The 19,331-nt window shown below is 73.1% G+C and carries 15 protein-coding genes; 4 read left to right on the forward strand and 11 right to left on the reverse strand.

What is annotated here, in order from left to right:
• Positions 1-17: 17 nt before the first annotated feature.
• The 7 genes from ACZ6AA_RS25295 to ACZ6AA_RS25325 all read right to left on the reverse strand — a co-directional run bounded on the left by ACZ6AA_RS25295 (position 18) and on the right by ACZ6AA_RS25325 (position 7,099).
• Positions 18-575, reverse strand: a complete 558-nt coding sequence (locus tag ACZ6AA_RS25295) for a GNAT family N-acetyltransferase (protein ID WP_468454590.1) — start codon at positions 573-575, stop codon at positions 18-20.
• 76 nt (positions 576-651) lie between these two features.
• Positions 652-903: a LapA family protein gene (locus tag ACZ6AA_RS25300; RefSeq protein WP_380859950.1), complete on the reverse strand. Its 252-nt coding sequence runs from the start codon at positions 901-903 to the stop codon at positions 652-654.
• A gap of 184 nt (positions 904-1,087) precedes the next feature.
• The gene (locus ACZ6AA_RS25305) at positions 1,088-2,023 is read right to left on the reverse strand and encodes a S66 peptidase family protein (protein ID WP_468455047.1); all 936 of its coding nucleotides are present in this window, start codon (positions 2,021-2,023) and stop codon (positions 1,088-1,090) included.
• A 77-nt stretch (positions 2,024-2,100) separates the two neighbouring features.
• The gene (locus ACZ6AA_RS25310; protein ID WP_468454588.1) at positions 2,101-4,107 is read right to left on the reverse strand and encodes a S9 family peptidase; all 2,007 of its coding nucleotides are present in this window, start codon (positions 4,105-4,107) and stop codon (positions 2,101-2,103) included.
• Between the two features lie 16 nt (positions 4,108-4,123).
• Positions 4,124-5,449, reverse strand: a complete 1,326-nt coding sequence (locus ACZ6AA_RS25315; protein ID WP_468454586.1) for a M20/M25/M40 family metallo-hydrolase — start codon at positions 5,447-5,449, stop codon at positions 4,124-4,126.
• A complete protein-coding gene (locus ACZ6AA_RS25320) occupies positions 5,442-6,275 on the reverse strand; it encodes a M55 family metallopeptidase (protein WP_468454584.1) in 834 nt (277 codons plus the stop codon). The genes ACZ6AA_RS25315 and ACZ6AA_RS25320 overlap by 8 nt, the downstream gene beginning before the upstream one ends.
• Positions 6,276-6,517: 242 nt before the next feature.
• A complete protein-coding gene (locus ACZ6AA_RS25325) occupies positions 6,518-7,099 on the reverse strand; it encodes a TetR/AcrR family transcriptional regulator (protein ID WP_468454582.1) in 582 nt (193 codons plus the stop codon).
• 475 nt (positions 7,100-7,574) lie between these two features.
• Between ACZ6AA_RS25325 and ACZ6AA_RS25330 the strand changes: the two genes are divergently transcribed.
• Together ACZ6AA_RS25330 and ACZ6AA_RS25335 are read left to right on the forward strand one after the other, a co-directional pair.
• On the forward strand, positions 7,575-8,723 hold the full coding sequence (locus tag ACZ6AA_RS25330; protein WP_468455046.1) for an agmatine deiminase family protein: 1,149 nt from the start codon (positions 7,575-7,577) through the stop codon (positions 8,721-8,723).
• Positions 8,724-8,750: 27 nt separating this feature from the next.
• Positions 8,751-9,626: a DUF4436 family protein gene (locus ACZ6AA_RS25335; protein WP_468454580.1), complete on the forward strand. Its 876-nt coding sequence runs from the start codon at positions 8,751-8,753 to the stop codon at positions 9,624-9,626.
• 45 nt (positions 9,627-9,671) lie between these two features.
• On the opposite strand, the gene ACZ6AA_RS25340 is transcribed toward ACZ6AA_RS25335, so the two are convergent.
• From ACZ6AA_RS25340 to ACZ6AA_RS25355, 4 genes are all read right to left on the reverse strand, one after another.
• A complete protein-coding gene (locus ACZ6AA_RS25340; RefSeq protein WP_468454578.1) occupies positions 9,672-10,400 on the reverse strand; it encodes a class I SAM-dependent methyltransferase in 729 nt (242 codons plus the stop codon).
• Between the two features lie 227 nt (positions 10,401-10,627).
• Positions 10,628-13,075: an ATP-binding SpoIIE family protein phosphatase gene (locus tag ACZ6AA_RS25345; RefSeq protein ID WP_471460113.1), complete on the reverse strand. Its 2,448-nt coding sequence runs from the start codon at positions 13,073-13,075 to the stop codon at positions 10,628-10,630.
• Between the two features lie 150 nt (positions 13,076-13,225).
• Positions 13,226-15,667 (reverse strand): MFS transporter, encoded by a 2,442-nt coding sequence (locus ACZ6AA_RS25350; protein WP_471460115.1) that lies wholly within the window; start codon positions 15,665-15,667, stop codon positions 13,226-13,228.
• A gap of 240 nt (positions 15,668-15,907) precedes the next feature.
• Entirely contained in the window at positions 15,908-16,351 is a 444-nt protein-coding gene (locus ACZ6AA_RS25355; protein WP_471460116.1) for an SRPBCC family protein, read from the reverse strand.
• Positions 16,352-16,543: 192 nt separating this feature from the next.
• On the opposite strand from ACZ6AA_RS25355, the gene ACZ6AA_RS25360 reads away from it, so the two are divergent.
• Together ACZ6AA_RS25360 and ACZ6AA_RS25365 are read left to right on the forward strand one after the other, a co-directional pair.
• Complete coding sequence (locus tag ACZ6AA_RS25360; RefSeq protein WP_468454570.1) at positions 16,544-17,578, forward strand: Rv2578c family radical SAM protein; 1,035 nt, start codon at positions 16,544-16,546, stop codon at positions 17,576-17,578.
• A gap of 144 nt (positions 17,579-17,722) precedes the next feature.
• Positions 17,723-19,309, forward strand: a complete 1,587-nt coding sequence (locus tag ACZ6AA_RS25365; RefSeq protein WP_471460118.1) for an alpha/beta hydrolase — start codon at positions 17,723-17,725, stop codon at positions 19,307-19,309.
• The last annotated feature ends 22 nt before the right edge of the window (positions 19,310-19,331 follow it).

Consider the following 19,331-nt stretch of genomic DNA (forward strand, 5'->3'; position numbering starts at 1 on the left):
GACCGGCACGGCCGCTATCAATGGCCCCCGGCCGCCGTCATCTCGGTGGTGAGGGCCCACCGCTGGTGGTCGCGCCAGCCGCCGTCGATGAAGAGGAAGCGGGGGGAGAACCCTTCGAGGCGGAAACCCGCGCGGCGGGCCAGCGCGATGGAGGCGGTGTTGCGCGGCTGGACGTTGATCTCCAGGCGGTGCAGCCGCAGCTCCCCGAAGGCGTGGCCCACGACGAGCCCGAGCGCCTCCCCCATGAGTCCGCGCCCCGCCGCGTGCGCGAACGCGCCGTAGCCGAGGGCCCCGCACCGGAAGCCGCCCTCGACGATGTTGTTGATGTTGATGAACCCCGCGAGGGCGCCGTCGGACCGCTCGTACACGAGGAAACCGGCCTTGGTGGGGTCCTCGATGAGCACGCGCGCGTACGCCGCGTAGTTCTCGTCCGTCGTCGGCGGGAACAGCCAGGGCCGGTGCAGTTCGGCGCTCTCCCGGGCCCGGGCGGTGAACTCGGCCGCGTCCGCGTACGAGTAGGGGCGTATGCCCACGCGGGGGCCTTCGGCGAGCGGGGCGGGGCGGGTGTGCGGCATCCGGCCACGCTACCCGGCGGTCCGCGGCGTCACCCCACGCGGCTGCTCCCGCCCGGGCGCCGCGTCCAGGGCGCCGTCACTTGCGCCGGCTGACGAAGAACGCCCCGCACAGGGCGCCGATCAGGCCGGTGCCCAGCAGCGCCATCCACAGCGGCACGGTGACTTCCGGGATCAGGAGCCGGATCTTGGTGCTGCGGGTGTTCTCGAAGATGAAGACCAGCGTGAGGAGGGCGATCACCGCGACGGTCACTCTGCCGGGCGTCATCAGCGCACCCACGCCGCCCTTCGAGGGGCTCGTGGAGCCGCCCGTGGAGCTCTTGGGGCTCATGTCTGGACCCTTCCGTTCCGTCGGAGCGTCGGCCGCTCCCCCCGGGTCCAGGATGGGCAGTGGTACGGGATCCCGCGCGGTGGGTATCGCCGGGAGCGGGACGGGGTGGGCCATTCGGGTGACGCCGGGCGGGGCGGACCGTCCCGCCCGTGTCACCCGCCCCCGCGTGGCCCCGGCCCGCGCCTCAGCCCGTGCGCTCCCCCAGCGCCGCCGTGTCGAGCCGCAGCGTCCCCGTCGCCGCGTCCAGTTCCCCCGCCACCCCGAACGGGACCGTCAGCGCCCCCTCGCAGTGGCCGAACCCGAACTCCTCCACGACCGGTACGCCAAGACCCCCGAGCCGGTCGCGCAGGACCGCGCGCACGGCGTCGTAGGGGCCGCACTCCTCCCAGGAGCCGAGGGCGACGCCCGTGACGCCGTCGAGCTGTCCGGCGCGCTGGAGTTGCGTGAGGCACCGGTCGAGGCGGTACGGCTCCTCGCCCGTGTCCTCCAGGAACAGCAGCCCGCCGCGCGCGGGCAGCCGCGTCCCCGGCACACCGAGGTCCGCGGTCAGCAGGGACAGGCAGCCGCCGAAGGTGACCCCCCGGGCCCGGCCGCCGACGAGGGGCCGCCCCGGCGAGTCGATGACCTGGACCGCCTCCGGCTCGAACAGGGTGAGCCGCAGGTGTTCCTGGGTGCGGGCGTTCTTGAGGAAGTCGGCCGCGGCCACCATCGGCCCGTGCAGGGTGACGATCCCGAGGCGCCGCGCGAACGCCTCGTGCAGCGTGGTGATGTCGCTGAACCCGAGGAACACCTTGGGCGGAAAGGCCCGCAGAGCGTTCCAGTCGATCAGCTCCACCATCCGCGCGGCCCCATAGCCGCCGCGCGCGCAGAACACCCCGGCCACCGACGGATCCCGCCAGGCCCGCTCCAGGTCCCGCGCCCGGTCGGCGTCCTCGCCCGCGAGGTAGTCGAACTCCCGGTGCACGTCCAGGACGTGGGGGGCGACGACGGGCTCCAGGTCCCAGCCGCGCAGGATGTCCAGGCCCGCTTCCAGCCGGTGCTCGGGCACGGGCCCGCTCGGCGCGACGACGGCGACCCGGTCGCCGGGGACCAGGCGGGGCGGCCGGACCAGGGGTGGCATGGCGACCACCGGCCCGGGTGCGGGCGCGGGCGGCGGCACGGTGAGCTTCGGGCGGCCCACGGGCTCCTCGGATCCGGTCACTTGGCGAGCTCCAGCGTGGGCGTGCCGCCCGCCGGGTCGAAGCGGAACACCTGCGCGTACAGGGAGAGTTCGGCCTCCAGGGCCCGGATCATGGTGTCCGCGCGCCGGAATCCGTGCCCCTCGCCCTCGAAGGCGATGTACGCGTGCGGCACCCCGCGCCGCTGCATCCGCTCCAGGAGCAGCTCGGACTGCGCGGGCAGGCAGATCACGTCGTCGAGGCCCTGGAGCAGCAGGAACGGCGCGGTGATGCGGTCGGCGTGCCGGGCGGGCGAGCGCTCCTCGTAGCGGCCCGGCACCTGGGCGTAGGGGCCGACGAGGGTCTCCAGATAGCGCGACTCGAAGTCGTGGGTCTGGCCGTCCTGCCAGGAGGCGAGGTCGAGGACGGGGTAGATGATGGTGCCGCAGGCGTACACGTCGGTCGTGGTCAGGGAGGCCGCCGTGGTCCAGCCGCCCGCGCTGCCGCCGCGGATCGCGAGCCGCGCGCGGTCGGCGGTGCCCTCGTCGGCGAGGGCGAGCGCCACGGCCGCGCAGTCGTCGACGTCGGCGATGCCCCACTGCTCGCGCAGCCGGTTGCGGTAGGCCCGGCCGTACCCCGTGGAGCCGCTGTAGTTGACCTCGGCGACGCCTATGCCGCGGGACGTGAAGTAGGCGATGGCCAGGTCGAGGACGAGAGGGGCGCGGGAGGTGGGGCCGCCGTGCGCCCACACCACGTAGGGCGGCAGTTCGCCGCCTGGGGCGATGTGGCCGGGGTGGTGCGGCGGGTAGATGTGGGCGTGGATCTCGCGTCCGGCGGGGCCGAGGAAGGTGCGGATCTGGGGTTCGGGGTAGTACGTGGGGTCGACCGGGTCGTCGTGCGCGGCGCCGACGACGCGGGCCCTGCCGGTGCGGGTGTCCAACTCCACGACCTCGTAGGCGCTGCGGGGGCTCGCGGCTATGCCCACGACGCGGGTGCCGTGGACGGCGAGCGAGGCCGACCACTCCGTCCAGGGGCCCGCCGCGTCGACGACCTCGCCGGTCTCCGGGTCGAGGACGCCGAGCACGGAGGCGCCGGTGCCGTGCACGACGGCGACCAGGCCGCTGTCCAGGGGCGCGAACCAGCTGAGGCCGAGCTGCCACAGGGGCCCGCCGAACTCCTCCTCGCGCGGACAGAGCGCGCTCGCCGTGCCGTCGGGCTCCGCGCGGTACAGGTTCCACCAGCCGGAGCGGTCGCTCGCGTAGAGCAACCGCCCGTCCCGCCCCCAGTCGGCCTGCGCGATCGACTCCTGCGGGCCGCCCGCGAGCACCCGGGCGCCCTCGAAGACGCCGTCAGCGCCGTCGGTGACGTCGGCGACCAGGAGTTCCGTGCCGTCCCACGGCATCCGCGGGTGGTCCCAGGCCAGCCAGGCGACCTTCGTGCCGTCCGGGGACAGCCGCGGCCCGGTGACGAAGCGGTGCCGCCCGTCGGACAGCTCCCGCAGCGCCGCCCGGTCCTCGGCGGCCGAGCCGTCCAGCGGTACGGCGACCAGGACGCGCCGCACCTCGGTGGGCCCCTCGCCGGTGAACTCCTCCAGGACGCACCAGACCTCGCCGCGGTCCACGTGGACGCGCGGGTCGGCGAAGCGCAGCCCGCCGCCGACGCCGGACAGCGGGGTCAGGGGTCTGGGCTCGGCCTCGGGGACGTCGGGCTCGTAGGCGTACAGGCGCTGGTCGGTGAAGTCGGCGAACACCAGGAGCGGGCCGCGCGGATCACCGGTCCTCGCGGCGGCGGCCCAGGGCAGGCCGCCGTACTCGATGACGCGGCTGCGGACGTTCCACGGCGCGGGCAGCACCGACTCCTCGGTACCGTCCGGGCGGCGCCGCACCAGCGCCCGCCGCCCGCCCTCGGTGGGCCGTGGCTCGGTCCACCAGGCCTCGTCCCCCACGAAGCCGACGAAGGCGGGGTGGCCGTCGTGGGCCGCGGCGAGCGCGGCGTCGATCGGGGACAGCCACGAGCCGTACGGCGTGGTCTTCGCCATGTCGTTCATCTCCCCCAAAGGTCGGTCAGGCCGTGCGCAGGAAGCGGTCGAGGACTCGGGTGCCGAAGTGCAGCGCCTCGACCGGCACCCGCTCGTCCACTCCGTGGAAGAGGGCCTGGTAGTCGAAGCCCTCCGGCGTCCGCAGCGGCGAGAAGCCGTAGCCGCGGATGCCGAGCCGCGAGAACTGCTTGGCGTCCGTGCCTCCCGACATGCAGTACGGAAGGACACGGCCCTCCGGCGCGAACTCCTCGACGGCCGCCCGCATCCTGGCGTACGTGGGTGTGTCCACCGGCGCCTGCAGCGCCACCTCCCGGTGGTGGAACTCCCAGTCGACGTCCGGTCCGGTGAGCAGGTCAAGGGTGGCGCGGAACTCTTCCTCGCCGCCGGGCACATATCGGCCGTCCACATATGCCGTGGCCTCGCCGGGCACCACGTTGACCTTGTACCCGGACTGGAGCATGGTCGGGTTGGCGCTGTTGCGCACCGTGGGCTCGACGAGGGCTGCGGTGGGGCCGAGCTTCTCCATGAAGGCATCGACGTCGAAGCCGGGCGCGTCCGGGTCGGCCTCCAGGCCGTACAGCCCGGCGAGTTCGACCAGGGCCGCCCGCACCGTCGGGGTGAGCCGCACCGGCCAGCGGTGCTCCCCGATGCGGGTGACGGCCGCGGCGAGCCTGCTGACGGCGTTCGCGCGGTTCACCTTGGAGCCGTGGCCCGCCGTGCCGCGCGCGGTGAGCTTGAGCCAGCCGGTGCCGCGCTCGCCCGCCGCGATCGGGTAGAGCTGGTTGCCCCGGCCGTCGTGGAACGTGAACGCCCCGGACTCGCTGATGCCCTCCGTGCAGCCCTCGAACAGGTCCGCGTGCTCGTCGGCGAGGAACCCGGAGCCGTCGAGGGCGCTGGCCTCCTCGTCGGCGGTGAACGCGATCACGACGTCCCGGCGCGGCCGCACTCCCGTCCGCGCCCAGCTGCGCACGGCCGCGAGGATCATCGCGTCCATGTTCTTCATGTCGATGGCGCCGCGCCCCCACACGACACCGTCGACGATCTCGCCCGAAAAAGGGTGCACGCGCCAGTCGGCGGCCTCCGCCGGGACGACGTCCAGGTGCCCGTGGACGAGGAGCGCGTCCTGCGACGGGTCGGTTCCCTCGATGCGGGCGACGACGTTCGTACGGCCCGGTGTGCGCTCCAGGAGCGTGGGCTCGACGCCCGCCCCGGCGAGCTGCTCGGCGGCGTACTCGGCCGCGGGGCGCTCGCGGCACTCGCCGTCGCCCCGGTTGGTGGTGTCGATGCGGATGAGGTCGGAGGTGAACCGGACGACCTCGTCCAGTGCTTGAGGGTCGACCTGGTCAGCCATACTGCTCCTCAACAGCGGCGGAGGCGATCGTGGTGACCGCCTTGAACGTGCGGATGCCTTCGTACATGGTGTCGCTCGTGTAGGCGACCTTCCGTTCCGCCACGCGCCGCACGCCCGGAACCACCGTCGCCGCCATCGACAGGTGCTCCGCGTCGAACTCGACCTCCACGGTGTGCGGGCCGCCCGCCACCGGCTCGTGCCGCACGGCGAGGGCCGTCGCCTCCTTGGCGGCGGCCCGGATGTCGGCGGCGGTGCGCGCGGGGGTGCGGCACACCGCCGCGTACCGCGACACATGGTCCTTGACCGCGACCTTCAGCGCGCCCGGCGCATAGCCGAGGGCGTCCTCGCAGGCCAGGTCGTCGCCGGTGACGAGGACCACGGGGACGCCGTACTCCGCGACGACATGGGAGTTCAGCAGGCCCTCGCTGGCGCGTACGCCGTCGACCCACACGCCGGTGATCTGGTTGGCCAGATAGGTGTGCGCGAGGACGCCCTCCATGCCCGCGCCCGCGTGGTAGCCGACGAAGGCGATGCCGTCCACGTCGTCGTGCTGCACGCCCTCGACCATGGACAGCGACTTGTGCCTGCCCGTGAGCATCTCGACCCGCTCGTCGAGCTGTTCGAGGAGCAGGTTGCGCATGGTCCAGTGCGCCTCGTTGACGAGCACCTCGTCGGCGCCGCCGTCGAAGAACCCGAGCACGGCGGCGTTCACGTCCGAGGTGAACATCGACCGGCACCGCTCCCACTGCGGCGTGCCCGGCAGCACGTCCGCGGGCCAGGTGACGCCGGTGGCGCCCTCCATGTCGGCGCTGATGAGGATTTTCATGAGCTCCAGCCTTGGGTGCGAGGAGGTGCGTGGGAGGCGTGGGCACGGGGAGCGGCATCAGCACCGCTCACCCGGCCCACGGGCACCGCCGGTCCGGGGTAAAGATCTTCACACGGCGTCACGCTACGCGGTACGGAACGCCCCGGCCTAGACCTCTCCCCCAAGGCTGCTGCTCGGGTCGTTGGGCGCGCTGCCGCGGATCGGGGGGTACCGGTACCGGACGCGGGCGTCCCGCGCGGGCGCTACTCCCCCCGCAGCAGCGCCAGCTCCGCGTCGATGGCGCCGCGCATCAGGTCCCGCGCGTGGTCGAGCCGCGTTCCTCCGCTGAGCCAGCGCATGCTGAGCCCTTCGAGCAGCGCGGTGAGCCGTTCGCCGGCCGCGGCGAGGGCGGGCGCCGGGGTCGTCGGCTGCACCTGCCCGAGGAGGGCGGCGACCTCCTGTACCCACACCACGGTGGCCCGGGCCAGGTCCTCGCGCAGCACCTCGTCGAAGACGGCGCTCGCCCGCAACTCGCCCCAGGCGGAGCTGTTCTCCCTGACCTCGGGGGTGTCCTGGAGCTCGAGGAGGAGGATCTCCTCCAGTTCCTCGCGGGGAGCGAGGGGTTCGGCCTCCGGGTCGCGGCCGGTGGTGTAGCGCTCGGCGCGGTTGCTGATGAACTCCAGGGTCTGGCGCAGGATCCCGGTCCGGTCCTTGAAGTGGTAGTAGATCAGCCCGGTGGAGACGCCCGCCTCGGCGGCGAGTTCTTCGACGCGCAGACCGCGGACCCCGCGACGGGCGATCAGCCGTGCGGCCGCTTCGAGGATCCGGGTAGTGCGAGGCGCCATGGATCCGAACCCTACCGGGCCGGTCCGGGCCCTCGAGGCGTCACTGTCCTCGGGCAGCACCGACCCGGTGCCGGTCTGCTCCACGCAACTGAAATTTCAGTCAGTCCACGACGCCACGAGATGGTGATCATCCGTCCCGCGAGGCAAGGTCCGGGGCTGCGCGTCACGGAACGCACCGCCGACACGAGCCCCATCTCCGGCCCCGGACCCACCACACACCTCTTTGACTGAATTTTCAGTCCGTGTCAGAGTGGCGTCACGGCCACCGCGACGGGGCCGCACGGCCGCAACCCCTGGCGCGGTGCGCCACCCGGCCGCTCCCGGCACAGCACCCGCCGTCCGCGCCGCGCTCGTCGAGCGCCCCACCCTGCCGACGGCTAGCTTGTGACCATCACGATGATCGGAGTTCACCGTGTCCCCCCTCACCCCCCACTCCCGCCTCGCCTCGCTCACCCCGGCGTCCCCCCTCGCCTCGATGCGCCCCTCCCGCCGCTCCGCCCTGCGCGCGCTCGCCGGTGTCGGCGCCGTCGTCCTCGGCTCCACGGCCTGCGGGCCCGGCGGCTCGGGCGTGACGAAGGCCGCGGGCACCGCCGGTGCGGACACCGCGACCGAGGGGCGGCGCTTCGGTGCCGAGTGGGAGAGCCACGCGCGCACCTTCATGTCGTGGCCCGCCCTGGAGTCGGTGTGGGGGGAGGACCTGCCCTACGTACGGGAGGACATCGCCCGCATCGCGCGCGCCATCGCGGAGTACGAGTACGTGGTGATGATGGCGCGGCCCGACCAGCAGAAGGCCGCCCAGCGGGCGTGCGGGCGCGACGTCGAGGTCGTCCCCCTGGCCGTCGACGACCTGTGGGCACGTGACACGGTGCCCGTGTTCGTGGAGGAGGACGGCGAGGTCGTCGGCGTCGACTTCAACTTCAACGGGTGGGGGAACAAGCAGGAGCACACCAACGACGGCCGGGTGGGCCGGGCCCTGCTGTCGAAGTACGACATCCCCCGCGAGAAGGCGCCCCTGGTCTCCGAGGGCGGCTCGTTCGAGACCGACGGCGAGGGCACGCTCCTGATCACGGAGAGCTCGATCGTCAACGACAACCGCAACCGCGGCAAGAGCCGGGACCGGATCGAGGCCGAGCTCAAGGAGACCCTGGGCGTGGAGAAGGTGATCTGGCTCGCGGGCGTGCGCGGCGAGGACATCACCGACGCGCACGTGGACAGCCTCGTCCGGTTCACCGCACCCGGTGTGGTGCTCCTGGACCGGGCGTTCCCCGGGATGCCCGCCGACTCCTGGTCCCGCTCCGCCGACCAGGCGAAGTCCGTCCTGAGCAAGGCCACGGACGCCAAGGGCCGCCGCTTCGAGATCATCGACCTGCCGCAGCCCGACCTGGACCGGATCACCGGCGAGGGCGACGACTTCGTGTCGACGTACGCCAACTTCTATGTCGCCAACGACTCGGTGTTCATGCCGCGGTTCGGCGACCGCAAGGCCGACAAGCGCGCCAAGAGCATCCTCCAGGAGCACTTCCCCAAGCGCGACATCGTGCAGGTCGAGATCGACACCATCGCCTCCGGCGGCGGTGGCATCCACTGCTCCACGCACGACCAGCCCGGCGAGCCGGTCGACTGACCGTCCGTCCCACCCCCCGGAGCGGCTGTGGTCATCCGACGCCTCCCCTCGTCCCGCGGCAGGGCCCTGATCGCGGGGCTCGTCCTGCTCGCGGTGGCGGCGGCCGTCGCCTTCGGGGTGTGGCTCCAGTTCGGTGAACGGCACGCCCTGGACACCCGCTACCGCGCGGGCGACCCGGTCCCCGACCGGGTGGACATCGAGGCGTCGGTCCAGCGGGTCGACGCGGCGGGCCGGGAGCTGGTCCTGCGGCTCCTGGTGACCCCGCGCGGCGGCCTCGCGGAGGCCGGCGGGATCTCCCCCGCCGAGACGCTCACGCTCCAGACGTCGACGTCGACGCGCGGGGACCTCACCTTCCCCGCCCACAGCCGGATCTCGACCGTGGACGTGCCCGTCGCCCTGACGGCGGGGTCCATCACGGACTATCCGTTCGACGCCTACGACGCGGCGCTGGAGTTCGGCGCCGTGCAGGGCGGCGAGGCCGTCCCGGTCCGGATGACGCTGTCCAACAACGACGCGCTGTTCGCGACCTCGGTCGAGGCGTCCGAGGAGGACGGCGTGGCGGTGTTCGACCTCGGCCTCGCGCGCTCGACCAGCGTGCTCATCTTCGCGGTGTTCATGATGGCCGCCATGTGGGCGCTCGCCGTCGCCGTCCTCATCGGGGCGTGGTTCCTGCTGAGCAGGAAGAAGGGCCTGACGTGGCCCGCGCTCGGCTGGATGGCCGCGACGCTCTTCGCCCTCGCGGCCTTCCGCAACACCGCACCGGGAGCGCCGCCCATCGGCTCCCTCCTCGACTACATCGCCTTCCTCTGGGCGGAGACGGTCATCGCGTTCTGCGTCATCACCGTGGTGGTCATGGGCATGCGCGCGGAGGCCCGGCACCCGGACTCGCCCGCTCCCGCGTGAGGACGCTCCGTCCCGCGCCCGTGTGAGCCACGCCCGGGCGGGCCCTCATGGGGTGGCGCGGCCCACGACCAGCCACTTCGAAGGCAGTTCGATGCGGGTGCCGTCCGCTCTGTACTCGGTCGTGGTCAGCGGCAGCGAACCGGCGGCCAGCACGGTCAGACCCGCCGAGCGCACCAGCTCCGGGACGGCGGCGTCGGCCACCTCGCCCGGCGCGATGCCGTGCGCGAACACGGGCGCCAGCTTCGGCGGCGGCCCCCCGGCGTCCTGAGCGAGGCCGCGCAGCACCGCCCCCGCGGCCTCGGCCAGTTCGACCAGGCAGGCCCGCCCGCGCTCGCCGGTCAGGGCCGCGACGGAGTCGATGAGCGGCTGCCGGTCGGCGGGCTCGCACTGGTGCAGTACGCCGCGCATGTAGACGTTGGTGTCGCCGAGTTCGGCGTGCAGTTGCTCGGCCGTGCTCTTGTCGGCCGCGTCGAGCTGGCGGAACTCGGCCTGGCCCGCGGGGTCCGCGTGCCGGGCGTGGTCGACGGCGGCGGCCGCCAGGTCGACGCCGAGGACGCGCGGGAAGCGGTCGGCGAGGAAGCGGGTCTGGGTGCCGTTGCCGCAGCCGAGGTCCACCATCGGCAGGTCGGGCGCCGTCAAGTGCGGTTCGAACAGGGCGAGATGGATGCCCGCGGTGAGGGCGGGCTCGGAGTCCCAGAAGACGCCGCCCGCCTCCGCGGGAGCCTCGCTCCAGAAGCCCTCCCAGGCCTCCTGGTACCGACTAGTGACGCCCATGCCAGCTCCCCGGGGTGCGACAAGCGCCGCCGAACCCGGCGACAAGATCGGTCTACCGCTCGGGGAAGCGCCCGACAAGCCGCACGCCCACACCTTCACGGCGCTTTCGAGGCGCGTTCCCCCCGCGTGCGCCTGCGCGCGGCACCACTGCCCCGGCGCGCGGCCTGCCCGCCCGGCCCCGGCGCGGCTCTGCGCCCGGCCGGTTCGACGCGGCTCGGGACGCGCGGCTACCGGCGCGGCGGGGACAGCTCGAACCACACGGTCTTGCCCGTGCTCGTCCGGCTGGTGCCCCACTCCTTGGCGAGGCTGGTGACGATGCGCAGGCCGCGCCCGAACTCGTCGGCGGGGCTTGCACTGAGCAGCGTCGGCAGGGTCGCGTCGTCGTCCTCGACCTCGCACAGGAGCTGGCCGGAGCGGACCAGGCGCAGGCCGATGCGGCCGCCGCGCGCGTGTCGTACGGCGTTCGTGACGAGTTCGCTGGCCAGGAGCACGGCGGTGTCGCCGATGGCGTCGAGGTCCCAGTCGCGCAGTTGGCGGCGGACCAGGTCGCGGGCCCTGCTGACCTCGCTGGGGTCGGGCGCGAGCCGCCAGTGCCCGACGTCGGTGGAGGCCACGCCGTTCAGCCGGGCCATCAGCAGGGCGACGTCGTCCTTGCGGCCGCCGCGGCCCGCCTCCGAGAACGTCGCGGCGAGGGCGCGGATGATCGTGTCGCAGGCGTCGTCCATGGAGGCGGCGGGGTGGGCGGCCGACTCCACGAGGGTGGCGAGGCCCACGCCGATGTCCTCGCCGCGCACCTCGACCAGGCCGTCGGTGCACATCAGCAGGCGGTCACCGGGCGCGACGCGGACCCGCACCGACTCGAACGGCACGCCGCCGACGCCGATGGGCGCCCCCGTGGGCAGGTCGAGCAGTTCGCTGCGGCCGTCCAGAGCGCGCACCAGGACGGGCGGGATGTGGCCGGCGTTGGCCAGCTGGAGCTCACCGGCGATCGGGTCGTACACCGCGTACAGGCACGTCGCCAGGTAGTGCTCGCCGAGGCGCTGGGCGAGGTCGTCGAGGTTGCGCAGGAGCTGTGCGGGCGGCAGGTCGAGGGCGGCCATGGTCTGCACGGCCGTACGCAACTGGCCCATCATCGCCGCGGAGTTCAGGCCGTGCCCCATGACGTCGCCGACCACGAGGGCGGTGCGGGCGCCGGGGAGTTTCACGGAGTCGAACCAGTCGCCGCCGACGCGGCCGAGCAGGGTGCCCGGGAGGTAGCGGGTGGCGATGTCGCAGCCGGACATGCGGGGCTGGATGTGCGGCAGCATGCTGTCCTGGAGGGTGTCGGCGACCGACTCCTGGTAGGTGTACATGCGGGCGTTGTCCAGGACGAGTCCGGCGCGGGCGGCCAGTTCGGCGCCGGTGACGCGGTCCATGTCGTTGAAGACGGGCCGCTCGCGGTGGCGCAGCAGGATCATGAAGCCGAGGACGACGTTGCGCGCCTTCAGGGGCACGACCAGCATCGAGCGGTGGTTGATCAGCGGCCGGATGTCGCGCTTCTCGAACTGGGAGGCGATGGCGTTGCCCATCTCCTCGGTGATGCGCGGTACGAGGACGGGGTCGCCCGACGTCATGCACTGGAAGAACGGGGTGTGCGCCGGGAACGGCATGGACTCGCCGACGGGCACGACGTCGTCCCAGCGGCCGGGCTCGTCCGTGTGCTCGACGGCGACGCGGTGCCAGAGGGTGGTCTCGTCGGGCGGGCCCTCGGGGAAGCCCTCGCCCGCGACGACCTGTTCGCGCAGATAGGTGCCCGCGACGTCGGTGAAGCGCGGCACGACGGCCTTGCTGACCTCGACGATGGTGCGGGAGAGGTCGAGGGAGGTGCCGATGCGGCCGCTGACCTCGTTCAGGAACTCCAGGCGCTCGCGCACCGCCGCGTATTCGAGGTCCTCGCCGTCGTCGGCCTCCGCCGCGGGCGGGGGCGCCTGCCCGGCGGCGGCCGCCGCTTCGGCGCGCCGCCTGCGGGCCTGCCGCTCGGCGCGGCGCGGGACGCCCCAGTCGGGGGTGACGGGCACGCGGTCGTGCTGGCTGAACTCCAGGACGGGGTAGCCAAGTTCGAGGACCTGGGCGGCGATGCGGGCGCTCTCGCCGACGCTCATGCTCGGCAGGATCTCGGGGAGGCGGCGCGCGAGTTCGTCGGACCCGGGGAAGTCGGTGTGCAGCGCGAACCCGGGCGCTATGCGCTCCACCCGGTCGGTGTCCGGGTCGCCGTCGACGGCGAGGCGGGCGGCGTCGGCGGCGAGGACGAGCAGCCGCTCGGGTCCCGGTCCGACGAGCGGGTAGGCCCACCACAGGACGTCGATGCGCTCGCGTTCACGGGTCGAGGCGGTCAGGCGGGCGCGGCCCGCGGCGGGGTAGGAGAGCCGTCCGTCCAGGGAGCTGCCGAGGTCGGGGCCGAGCGCGTCGTACTCCCCGCGGGCTCCGCCGTCCTGCGGCAGGGCTCCGGCGACGGGCAGCAGGTCACCGGCCGGGCGGCCCACGGCGTCTTCCCTGGCGTACCCGAACAGGCGTCGCGCGCCGGTGCTCCAGTGGGAGACGAGCCCGTCCCCGTCGACGACGACGACGGCCAGGGGGACGCGGCCGGACATGCCGCCGCGGGTCACCGGCTCGCCGTCCGGGATGTCACGCTCCATGGCCTCGGCTCCCTCCCTCGGCACGGAAAGATCTGCAACGCCCCCCGACCACCGTACGGCCGCATCGGGTTGCGGTGCGGCGCTATCGGCGAATTGCCCCGCCGAGGGGGCGCCTCCGGAGCATTCGCGGGGCCCCGCGGGGGCACGTTCTCAGTCCTCGTGGCCCAGTTGCAGGTCCCGCTCCGTCCGTCCGCCGCCCGCGACTTGGAGCACCGTGGCGACCGGCGGGTATCCGGCGGCGATCACCGTGTACTCGCCGGACGAGAGGTCGACGAAGCGGAACGTGCCGTCGGCGCCCGTGGTCAGGGTGTCGACGACGTTGCCCGCCGCGTCGAGGAGCGTGACGCGGGCGTCCTCCACGGGCCGCCCGCCACCGGCCCGCACGGTGCCCCGCAGGACCGCTCCCCCGGCCAGCTCGATGTCCTGGCGGGTCTCGCGGGACGCCTGCACGCTGACGGGCAGGGCCGCCGGGCGGAACGCGGGCGCGCTGGCGGCCAGCGTGTACTCCCCCGCGACCAGCTCCGTGATCGCGTACGCGCCCTCGCGGCCGCTGCGGGCGGTGGCGACGACGTCGCCGCGGACGTCGGTCAGGGTGACGGCGGCGTCCCGTACGGGCGAGCCGTCGGCGGTGCGCACGCTCCCGGCCAGGCGGCCCGCGCCGCCGAGGACCACGTCGAGCTCCACGGGGCGCTCACCGACGGTGACGGTGACGGCCTGCGGCTGGTGGCCGCCCGCGGCGGCGATCAGGACGAACGATCCGGCGCCGGGGGTGGCGAGGGCGTACCGCCCGTCGTCGCCGCTGGCGCCGCGCCCGATCTGCTGGCCCGCGACGTCGATGAGGGTGAGGGCGGCGCGGGGCACGACGGTGCCGTCCGGGTGCTGCACGGTGCCGCAGACGGGCACTCCGGCGGCGTACGGGGCGCGGGCCCCCGGGACGGCGGCCTGCTCGCCGAGGGGGGCGTGCGGGGTTTTCGAGGACACGGCGCTGGACACGAGGGGGGTCTCCTTGAGGAAGAAGGCGAGCAGCAGGCCGAGGACGAGCACCGGGACCAGGTAGAGGAAGATCCGCGGCATCGCTTCGGCGTACGCCTGGATGTAGCCCTCGCGCAGCGGGGCGGGCATCGCGTGGACGAGCTGGGGGGTGATCGATTCGGCGTCCGGCAGGTCGGCGCCCGCGGGCAGGCTCTCGGCGAGGGCGTCGGTGAGGCGGTCGGCGAAGAGCGTGCCGAAGACCGCGGCGCCCACGCTGCCGCCGATCTGCCGGAAGTAGTTGTTGGCGCTGGTCGCGGTGCCGAGGTCGGCGGGCGGCGCGGCGTTCTGCACGGCAAGGATGAGCACGGGCATGACCAGGCCGACGCCGGCGCCGAGGACGGCCATCCAGATGCTGTAGTGCAGCCGGGGCGTGTCCGATTCGAGCCGCGAGAGCAGGAACATGCCGACTACGGAGAGGGCGCCGCCGAGGATCGGGTAGATCCGGTAGCGCCCGGTGTGGCTGATGAGTTGACCGGCGACGACGGAGGCGCCGACGACGCCGCCCATCATCGGCAGCATCAGGAGGCCGGACTCCGTGGCGCTCGCGCCGTCGACCATCTGCAGGAACGTCGGCAGGTAACTGGCCGCCCCGAAGAGGGCGATGCCGACGACGAGCCCTACGAGACCCGTGATGTTGAAGACGGAATCACGGAACAGGCGCAGCGGGATGATCGGTTCTGCCGCGAACCGCTCGGCGACGAGGAAGAGCACGGTGGACACGACCGCTCCGGCGGCGAGCCCGAGGATGACGCGCGACCCCCAGCCGTACTCCGTGCCGCCCCAACTGGTCAGGAGCACCAGGCAGGTGGAGGCGGCGACGAGCAGCAGCGCGCCGAGCACGTCGAACCTGCCCCGGGCCGCGGGCTTGGGCAGCTTCAGGACGAGCGCGACCACGAGCAGGGTGACCAGGCCGAACGGCACGTTGAAGTAGAAGCACCAGCGCCAGGAGACATGGTCGGTGAAGAAGCCGCCGAGGAGCGGCCCGGCGACGGAGGCCAGGCCGAAGGAGGCGCCGATGAGGCCCATGTAGCGGGCCCGCGCGCGGGGCGGCACGATGTCGGCGATGATCGCCTGGACGCCGATCATGAGGCCGCCCGCGCCGACGCCCTGGAGCGCGCGGAAGGCGATGAGCTGGTCCATGGTGCGCGAGGCGCCCGCGAGGGCGGAGCCGATGACGAAGACGACGATGGCGAACTGGAAGACGCCCTTGCGTCCGAAGAGGTCGCCGAGCTTGCCGTAGATGGGCAGCCCGACGGTGGAGGTCAGCAGGTACGCGGTGATCGCCCAGGACATCTTGTCCAGGCCGTGCAGTTCGCCGACGATCTTCGGCAGCGCGGTGGCGACGATCATCTGCTCCAGCGCGGCGAGCAGCAGCGCGAGCATGAGGCCGACGAAGACCATCCGGACCCGGGCGGGGCTGAGGCCGTGCGGCGGCCCCTGCGCGGCCTCGGGGGACGGTGGCGGCTCCGGCGCCCCGCCCTGCCCCGCGGCGGCCGTGAGGGGCGGTACAACCGCCCGATCGCCGTGTCCGGCGCCCATCACCAGCGTCGTCCCGCCCACTTGCTGCTCCCCTCGTCGCGCCTGCGCCGCCCATTTCTCGCATTACGCGAAAACTGGAGCAAGTGCGACGAGTCGCCCTCGGGCGCACACCGGCGCGCGTAAGCGCCGGTGGGAGCCCTACGGCGTACAACTGGGCCGTCCCGAAAACCACTCGAAACGGTGAGAGTGACAACAACCCTGATGGGTTACGGGAGTTGGCGGGCTCCGGCGCCCGCGCAACCCTCAACCGGCCGGGTGTGCCTACTTCTCGACCTCCGCGGCGAGCTTGTCGAGCACGGCGTCGTAGATCCGCGCGAGGCCCTTGGGCGCGAAGGCCTTCTCGAAGAAGCCGCCGATGCCGCCCGCGCCGTTCCACACCGTGGAGACGACGACGCGCGAGGCGCCCTCGCCCCCGGGGGTCACCCGCCAGGTGGTGACCATGGACGAGTTGCGGTCCTTCTCGACGAGTTCGCCGTCGGTGGGCTCGCTCACCTCGAGCAGGCAGTCGCGGATCCGCTTGCTGGTGGCCTGGAGCTTCCAGTGGACGAGGGTGCCCTCGCCGTCGCCGCCCTCGCGCACCCCGTACTCACTGAAGTGCTCCGACAGGATCTTCGCGCGCGTGCCGCTGTAGTCGGCCAGCGCATCGAAGACGTCCTCCGGCTGCGCCGCGATGATCCGCTCCGTGGTCGCCTCGACCTGCGCCATTGCACTTCCTCCAGCAGTTGGGTGTCTCAGGGGTTGGGCGGTCAGCCAACCACCCCGCGCACCGGCGCCCCAAATCGGGTCCGGACCACGTTCGCACGATCAAGGGAACATGTGTTCTATTCTCTGGGGTGAGTGTTGTTGCCGTTGTTGTCCGCGCTGGTTGCTGCTGGTCAGTGCTACGGAGGAGGCGCCATGCGCTGGGAGAACCTGTCCGACGGGCCGCGAGGGGGCGCCGCGGACGCCGCCCTGTTCGGCGCCGACGCCGTGACCACCCGGACCTTCGACACCCCCGAGTTCCGCGGGATCACCTTCCACGAGGTGCGCGCGAAGTCGATCGTGAACCGGGTCCCGGGGGCGTCCCGCATGCCCTTCGAGTGGACGGTCAACCCCTACCGGGGCTGCACGCACGCGTGCGTGTACTGCTTCGCCCGCAAGACGCACTCCTATCTGGACCTGGACACGGGCCTGGACTTCGACAGCCAGATCGTGGTGAAGGTCAACGCGCCCGAGCTGCTGCGCCGGCACCTCGCGTCGGCGCGCTGGGGCGGCGAGCACATCGCGATGGGCACCAATGTCGACTGCTACCAGCGCGCGGAGGGGCGGTACGCGCTGATGCCGGGCATCATCGCGGCCCTGCGCGACCACGCCAACCCGTTCTCGATCCTCACCAAGGGCACGCTGATCCTGCGCGACCTGGACCTGCTGCGGCAGGCTGCCGCCGTCACGGACGTCGGCATCTCGGTGTCCGTGGGCTTCCTGGACGAGCACCTGTGGCGCACGGTCGAGCCGGGCACCCCGGCCCCCGGGCGGCGCCTGGAGGTCGTGCGCACCCTGAGCGGGCACGGCATCGGGTGCGGCGTCCTGATGGCCCCGGTGATCCCGTTCCTCGGCGACCACCCGGACCAGCTGCGCGCCACGGTGCGGGCCGTCGCTGCGGCCGGGGCGACCTCGGTGACGCCGCTGACGCTGCACCTGCGGCCCGGCGCGCGTGAGTGGTTCATGGCCTGGCTCGCACACCACCACCCGCATCTGGTGCGGCGGTACGAGCGCCTGTACGCGGACGGCGCGTACGCCCCGAAGTGGTACCAGCGCCGCATCACCCGCCAGGTGCACGACCTGGCGCGGGAGTTCGGCATCGGCCCGTCCCGCGCGGGCGCCGCGCGCCGCATCCCCGAGCCTCGGGAGACGGCACCCGCCCCCGGCGCCACCCAGCTCACGCTGCTCTGATCCGGGCTGGGCCATCGGCGTCCTTCGTCATGCTCCTTTCAGGTAGTTCGCCCGGAGAACCGCCGCTTCCGGGCGGGGTTTCCGGGACGATGCCGCGGGGGTCGTGGGCCTCGCGGCCCCGAACCCTCCGCTCTGGGAGGCTCGATGAGAGCAACCGCCGTCTCACTGTGCGGCGCCGCCGCGCTGGTGACCGGTCTCGTCGTGGCGGTGCCGTCCGCCGCGGGCACCGACACGCGGTCCGCGCCGCGCACCGCGCACACCCCGCACCCCCTCACGTGGAAGAAGTGCGCCACCAAGGCCTATCCGAAGCTCCAGTGCGCGTCCCTGAAGGTCCCGCTCGACCACGACCACCCGCACGGCGAGCAGATCACGCTCGCCCTGTCCCGGATCGCGCACACCGCCAAGCGCTCCCAGGGCCCGCTCCTGGTGAACCCCGGCGGCCCCGGCGGCAGCGGTCTGTCCATGGCCGGTTTCGTCGCCAAGACGCTCCCGGCGAAGGTCGCCGCGGGCTACGACGTCATCGGCTTCGACCCGCGCGGCGTCGGCAGGAGCAAGCCCGCCCTCACCTGCCGCCCCGGCCACTTCAAGCCCGTACGACCCGCCACGGTGCCCCACACGGCCGCCCTGGAGAAGGCCAACCTCAACCGCGCGCGGGCCTTCGCCAAGGCGTGCGCCTCCAAGTACGCGGACGTCCTGCCGTTCATCGACACGGTGAGCGCGGTCAAGGACATGGACGCGATCCGCGCGGCCGTGGGCGCCGACGAGATCAACTACTTCGGGTACTCGTACGGCACCTATCTGGGTGCCGTGTACGCGAAGCTGTTCCCCGACCGGGTGCGCCGCATGGCCCTGGACTCCGTGGTCGACCCGCACCTCGTCTGGTACGACGCGAACCTGTCCCAGGACCACGCCTTCGACAGCCGCCACAAGGCCTTCATGGCCTGGGTCGCCAAGCACCACAAGCAGTACCGGCTCGGCAAGGACCCGGCGAAGATCGAGGCCAGGTGGTACGCCATGCGCGCCGCCCTCGCCAAGAAGCCGGCCGGCAAGAAGGTCGGCGCCGCCGAGCTGGAGGACACCTTCATGCCGGGCGCCTACTTCAACGGCTACTGGCCGTTCCTCGCGGAGGCGTTCTCGTCGTACGCCCGCACCAAGGACACCGATCTCCTGGTCGAGGCGTACGAGAACTTCGGCGCCGTGGACGCCGCGGGCGACAACAGCTACTCGGTGTACACCTCCGTGGGGTGCCGGGACGCGGCCTGGCCGCGCGACTGGGCGCAGTGGCGCCGCGACAACTGGCGCACGCACGCGAAGGCGCCGTTCATGACCTGGAACAACGCCTGGTACAACGCTCCGTGCGCGTTCTGGCCGGTGCGGTCGCTGCACCACCCCGACGTCACCAACGTCTCCGTGCCGCCGGTGCTGCTGTTCCAGGCCACCGACGACGCGGCCACGCCGTACCAGGGCGCGATCACGATGCACCGCAAGCTGCGCGGATCGAGCCTGGTGGTGGAGCAGGGCGGCGGCAACCACGGCATCACCCTGAGCGGGAACGCCTGCCTGGACCGGCATCTGGCGGCGTACCTGACGGACGGCAAGGTGCCGCACAGCGGCGGTGAGGTCGACGCGGTGTGCAAGCCGCTGCCCGACCCGAAGCCGAAGGCCGCGGCACGCGGCGGCGCGACGGGCGGCGGCGCGGAACTCCACCGGCTGCTCGGCTTCCGCGGCTGATCCGCCGCCGGGCTGCTTTTGG

The organism is Streptomyces sp. NPDC040610, assembly GCF_055594065.1.

Bases quoted from the DNA above. Each gene is read 5' to 3' on its own strand.
- ACZ6AA_RS25295 (WP_468454590.1), bottom strand. From the start codon at position 575: ATGCCGCACACCCGCCCCGCCCCGCTCGCCGAAGGCCCCCGCGTGGGC.
- ACZ6AA_RS25340 (WP_468454578.1), bottom strand. From the start codon at position 10,400: ATGGGCGTCACTAGTCGGTACCAGGAGGCCTGGGAGGGCTTCTGGAGC.
- ACZ6AA_RS25355 (WP_471460116.1), bottom strand. From the start codon at position 16,351: ATGGCGCAGGTCGAGGCGACCACGGAGCGGATCATCGCGGCGCAGCCG.
- ACZ6AA_RS25330 (WP_468455046.1), top strand. From the start codon at position 7,575: ATGCGCCCCTCCCGCCGCTCCGCCCTGCGCGCGCTCGCCGGTGTCGGC.
- ACZ6AA_RS25365 (WP_471460118.1), top strand. From the start codon at position 17,723: ATGAGAGCAACCGCCGTCTCACTGTGCGGCGCCGCCGCGCTGGTGACC.
- ACZ6AA_RS25310 (WP_468454588.1), bottom strand. From the start codon at position 4,107: ATGAACGACATGGCGAAGACCACGCCGTACGGCTCGTGGCTGTCCCCG.
- ACZ6AA_RS25300 (WP_380859950.1), bottom strand. From the start codon at position 903: ATGAGCCCCAAGAGCTCCACGGGCGGCTCCACGAGCCCCTCGAAGGGC.
- ACZ6AA_RS25360 (WP_468454570.1), top strand. From the start codon at position 16,544: ATGCGCTGGGAGAACCTGTCCGACGGGCCGCGAGGGGGCGCCGCGGAC.
- ACZ6AA_RS25320 (WP_468454584.1), bottom strand. From the start codon at position 6,275: ATGAAAATCCTCATCAGCGCCGACATGGAGGGCGCCACCGGCGTCACC.
- ACZ6AA_RS25305 (WP_468455047.1), bottom strand. From the start codon at position 2,023: ATGCCACCCCTGGTCCGGCCGCCCCGCCTGGTCCCCGGCGACCGGGTC.
- ACZ6AA_RS25325 (WP_468454582.1), bottom strand. From the start codon at position 7,099: ATGGCGCCTCGCACTACCCGGATCCTCGAAGCGGCCGCACGGCTGATC.
- ACZ6AA_RS25315 (WP_468454586.1), bottom strand. From the start codon at position 5,449: ATGGCTGACCAGGTCGACCCTCAAGCACTGGACGAGGTCGTCCGGTTC.
- ACZ6AA_RS25345 (WP_471460113.1), bottom strand. From the start codon at position 13,075: ATGGAGCGTGACATCCCGGACGGCGAGCCGGTGACCCGCGGCGGCATG.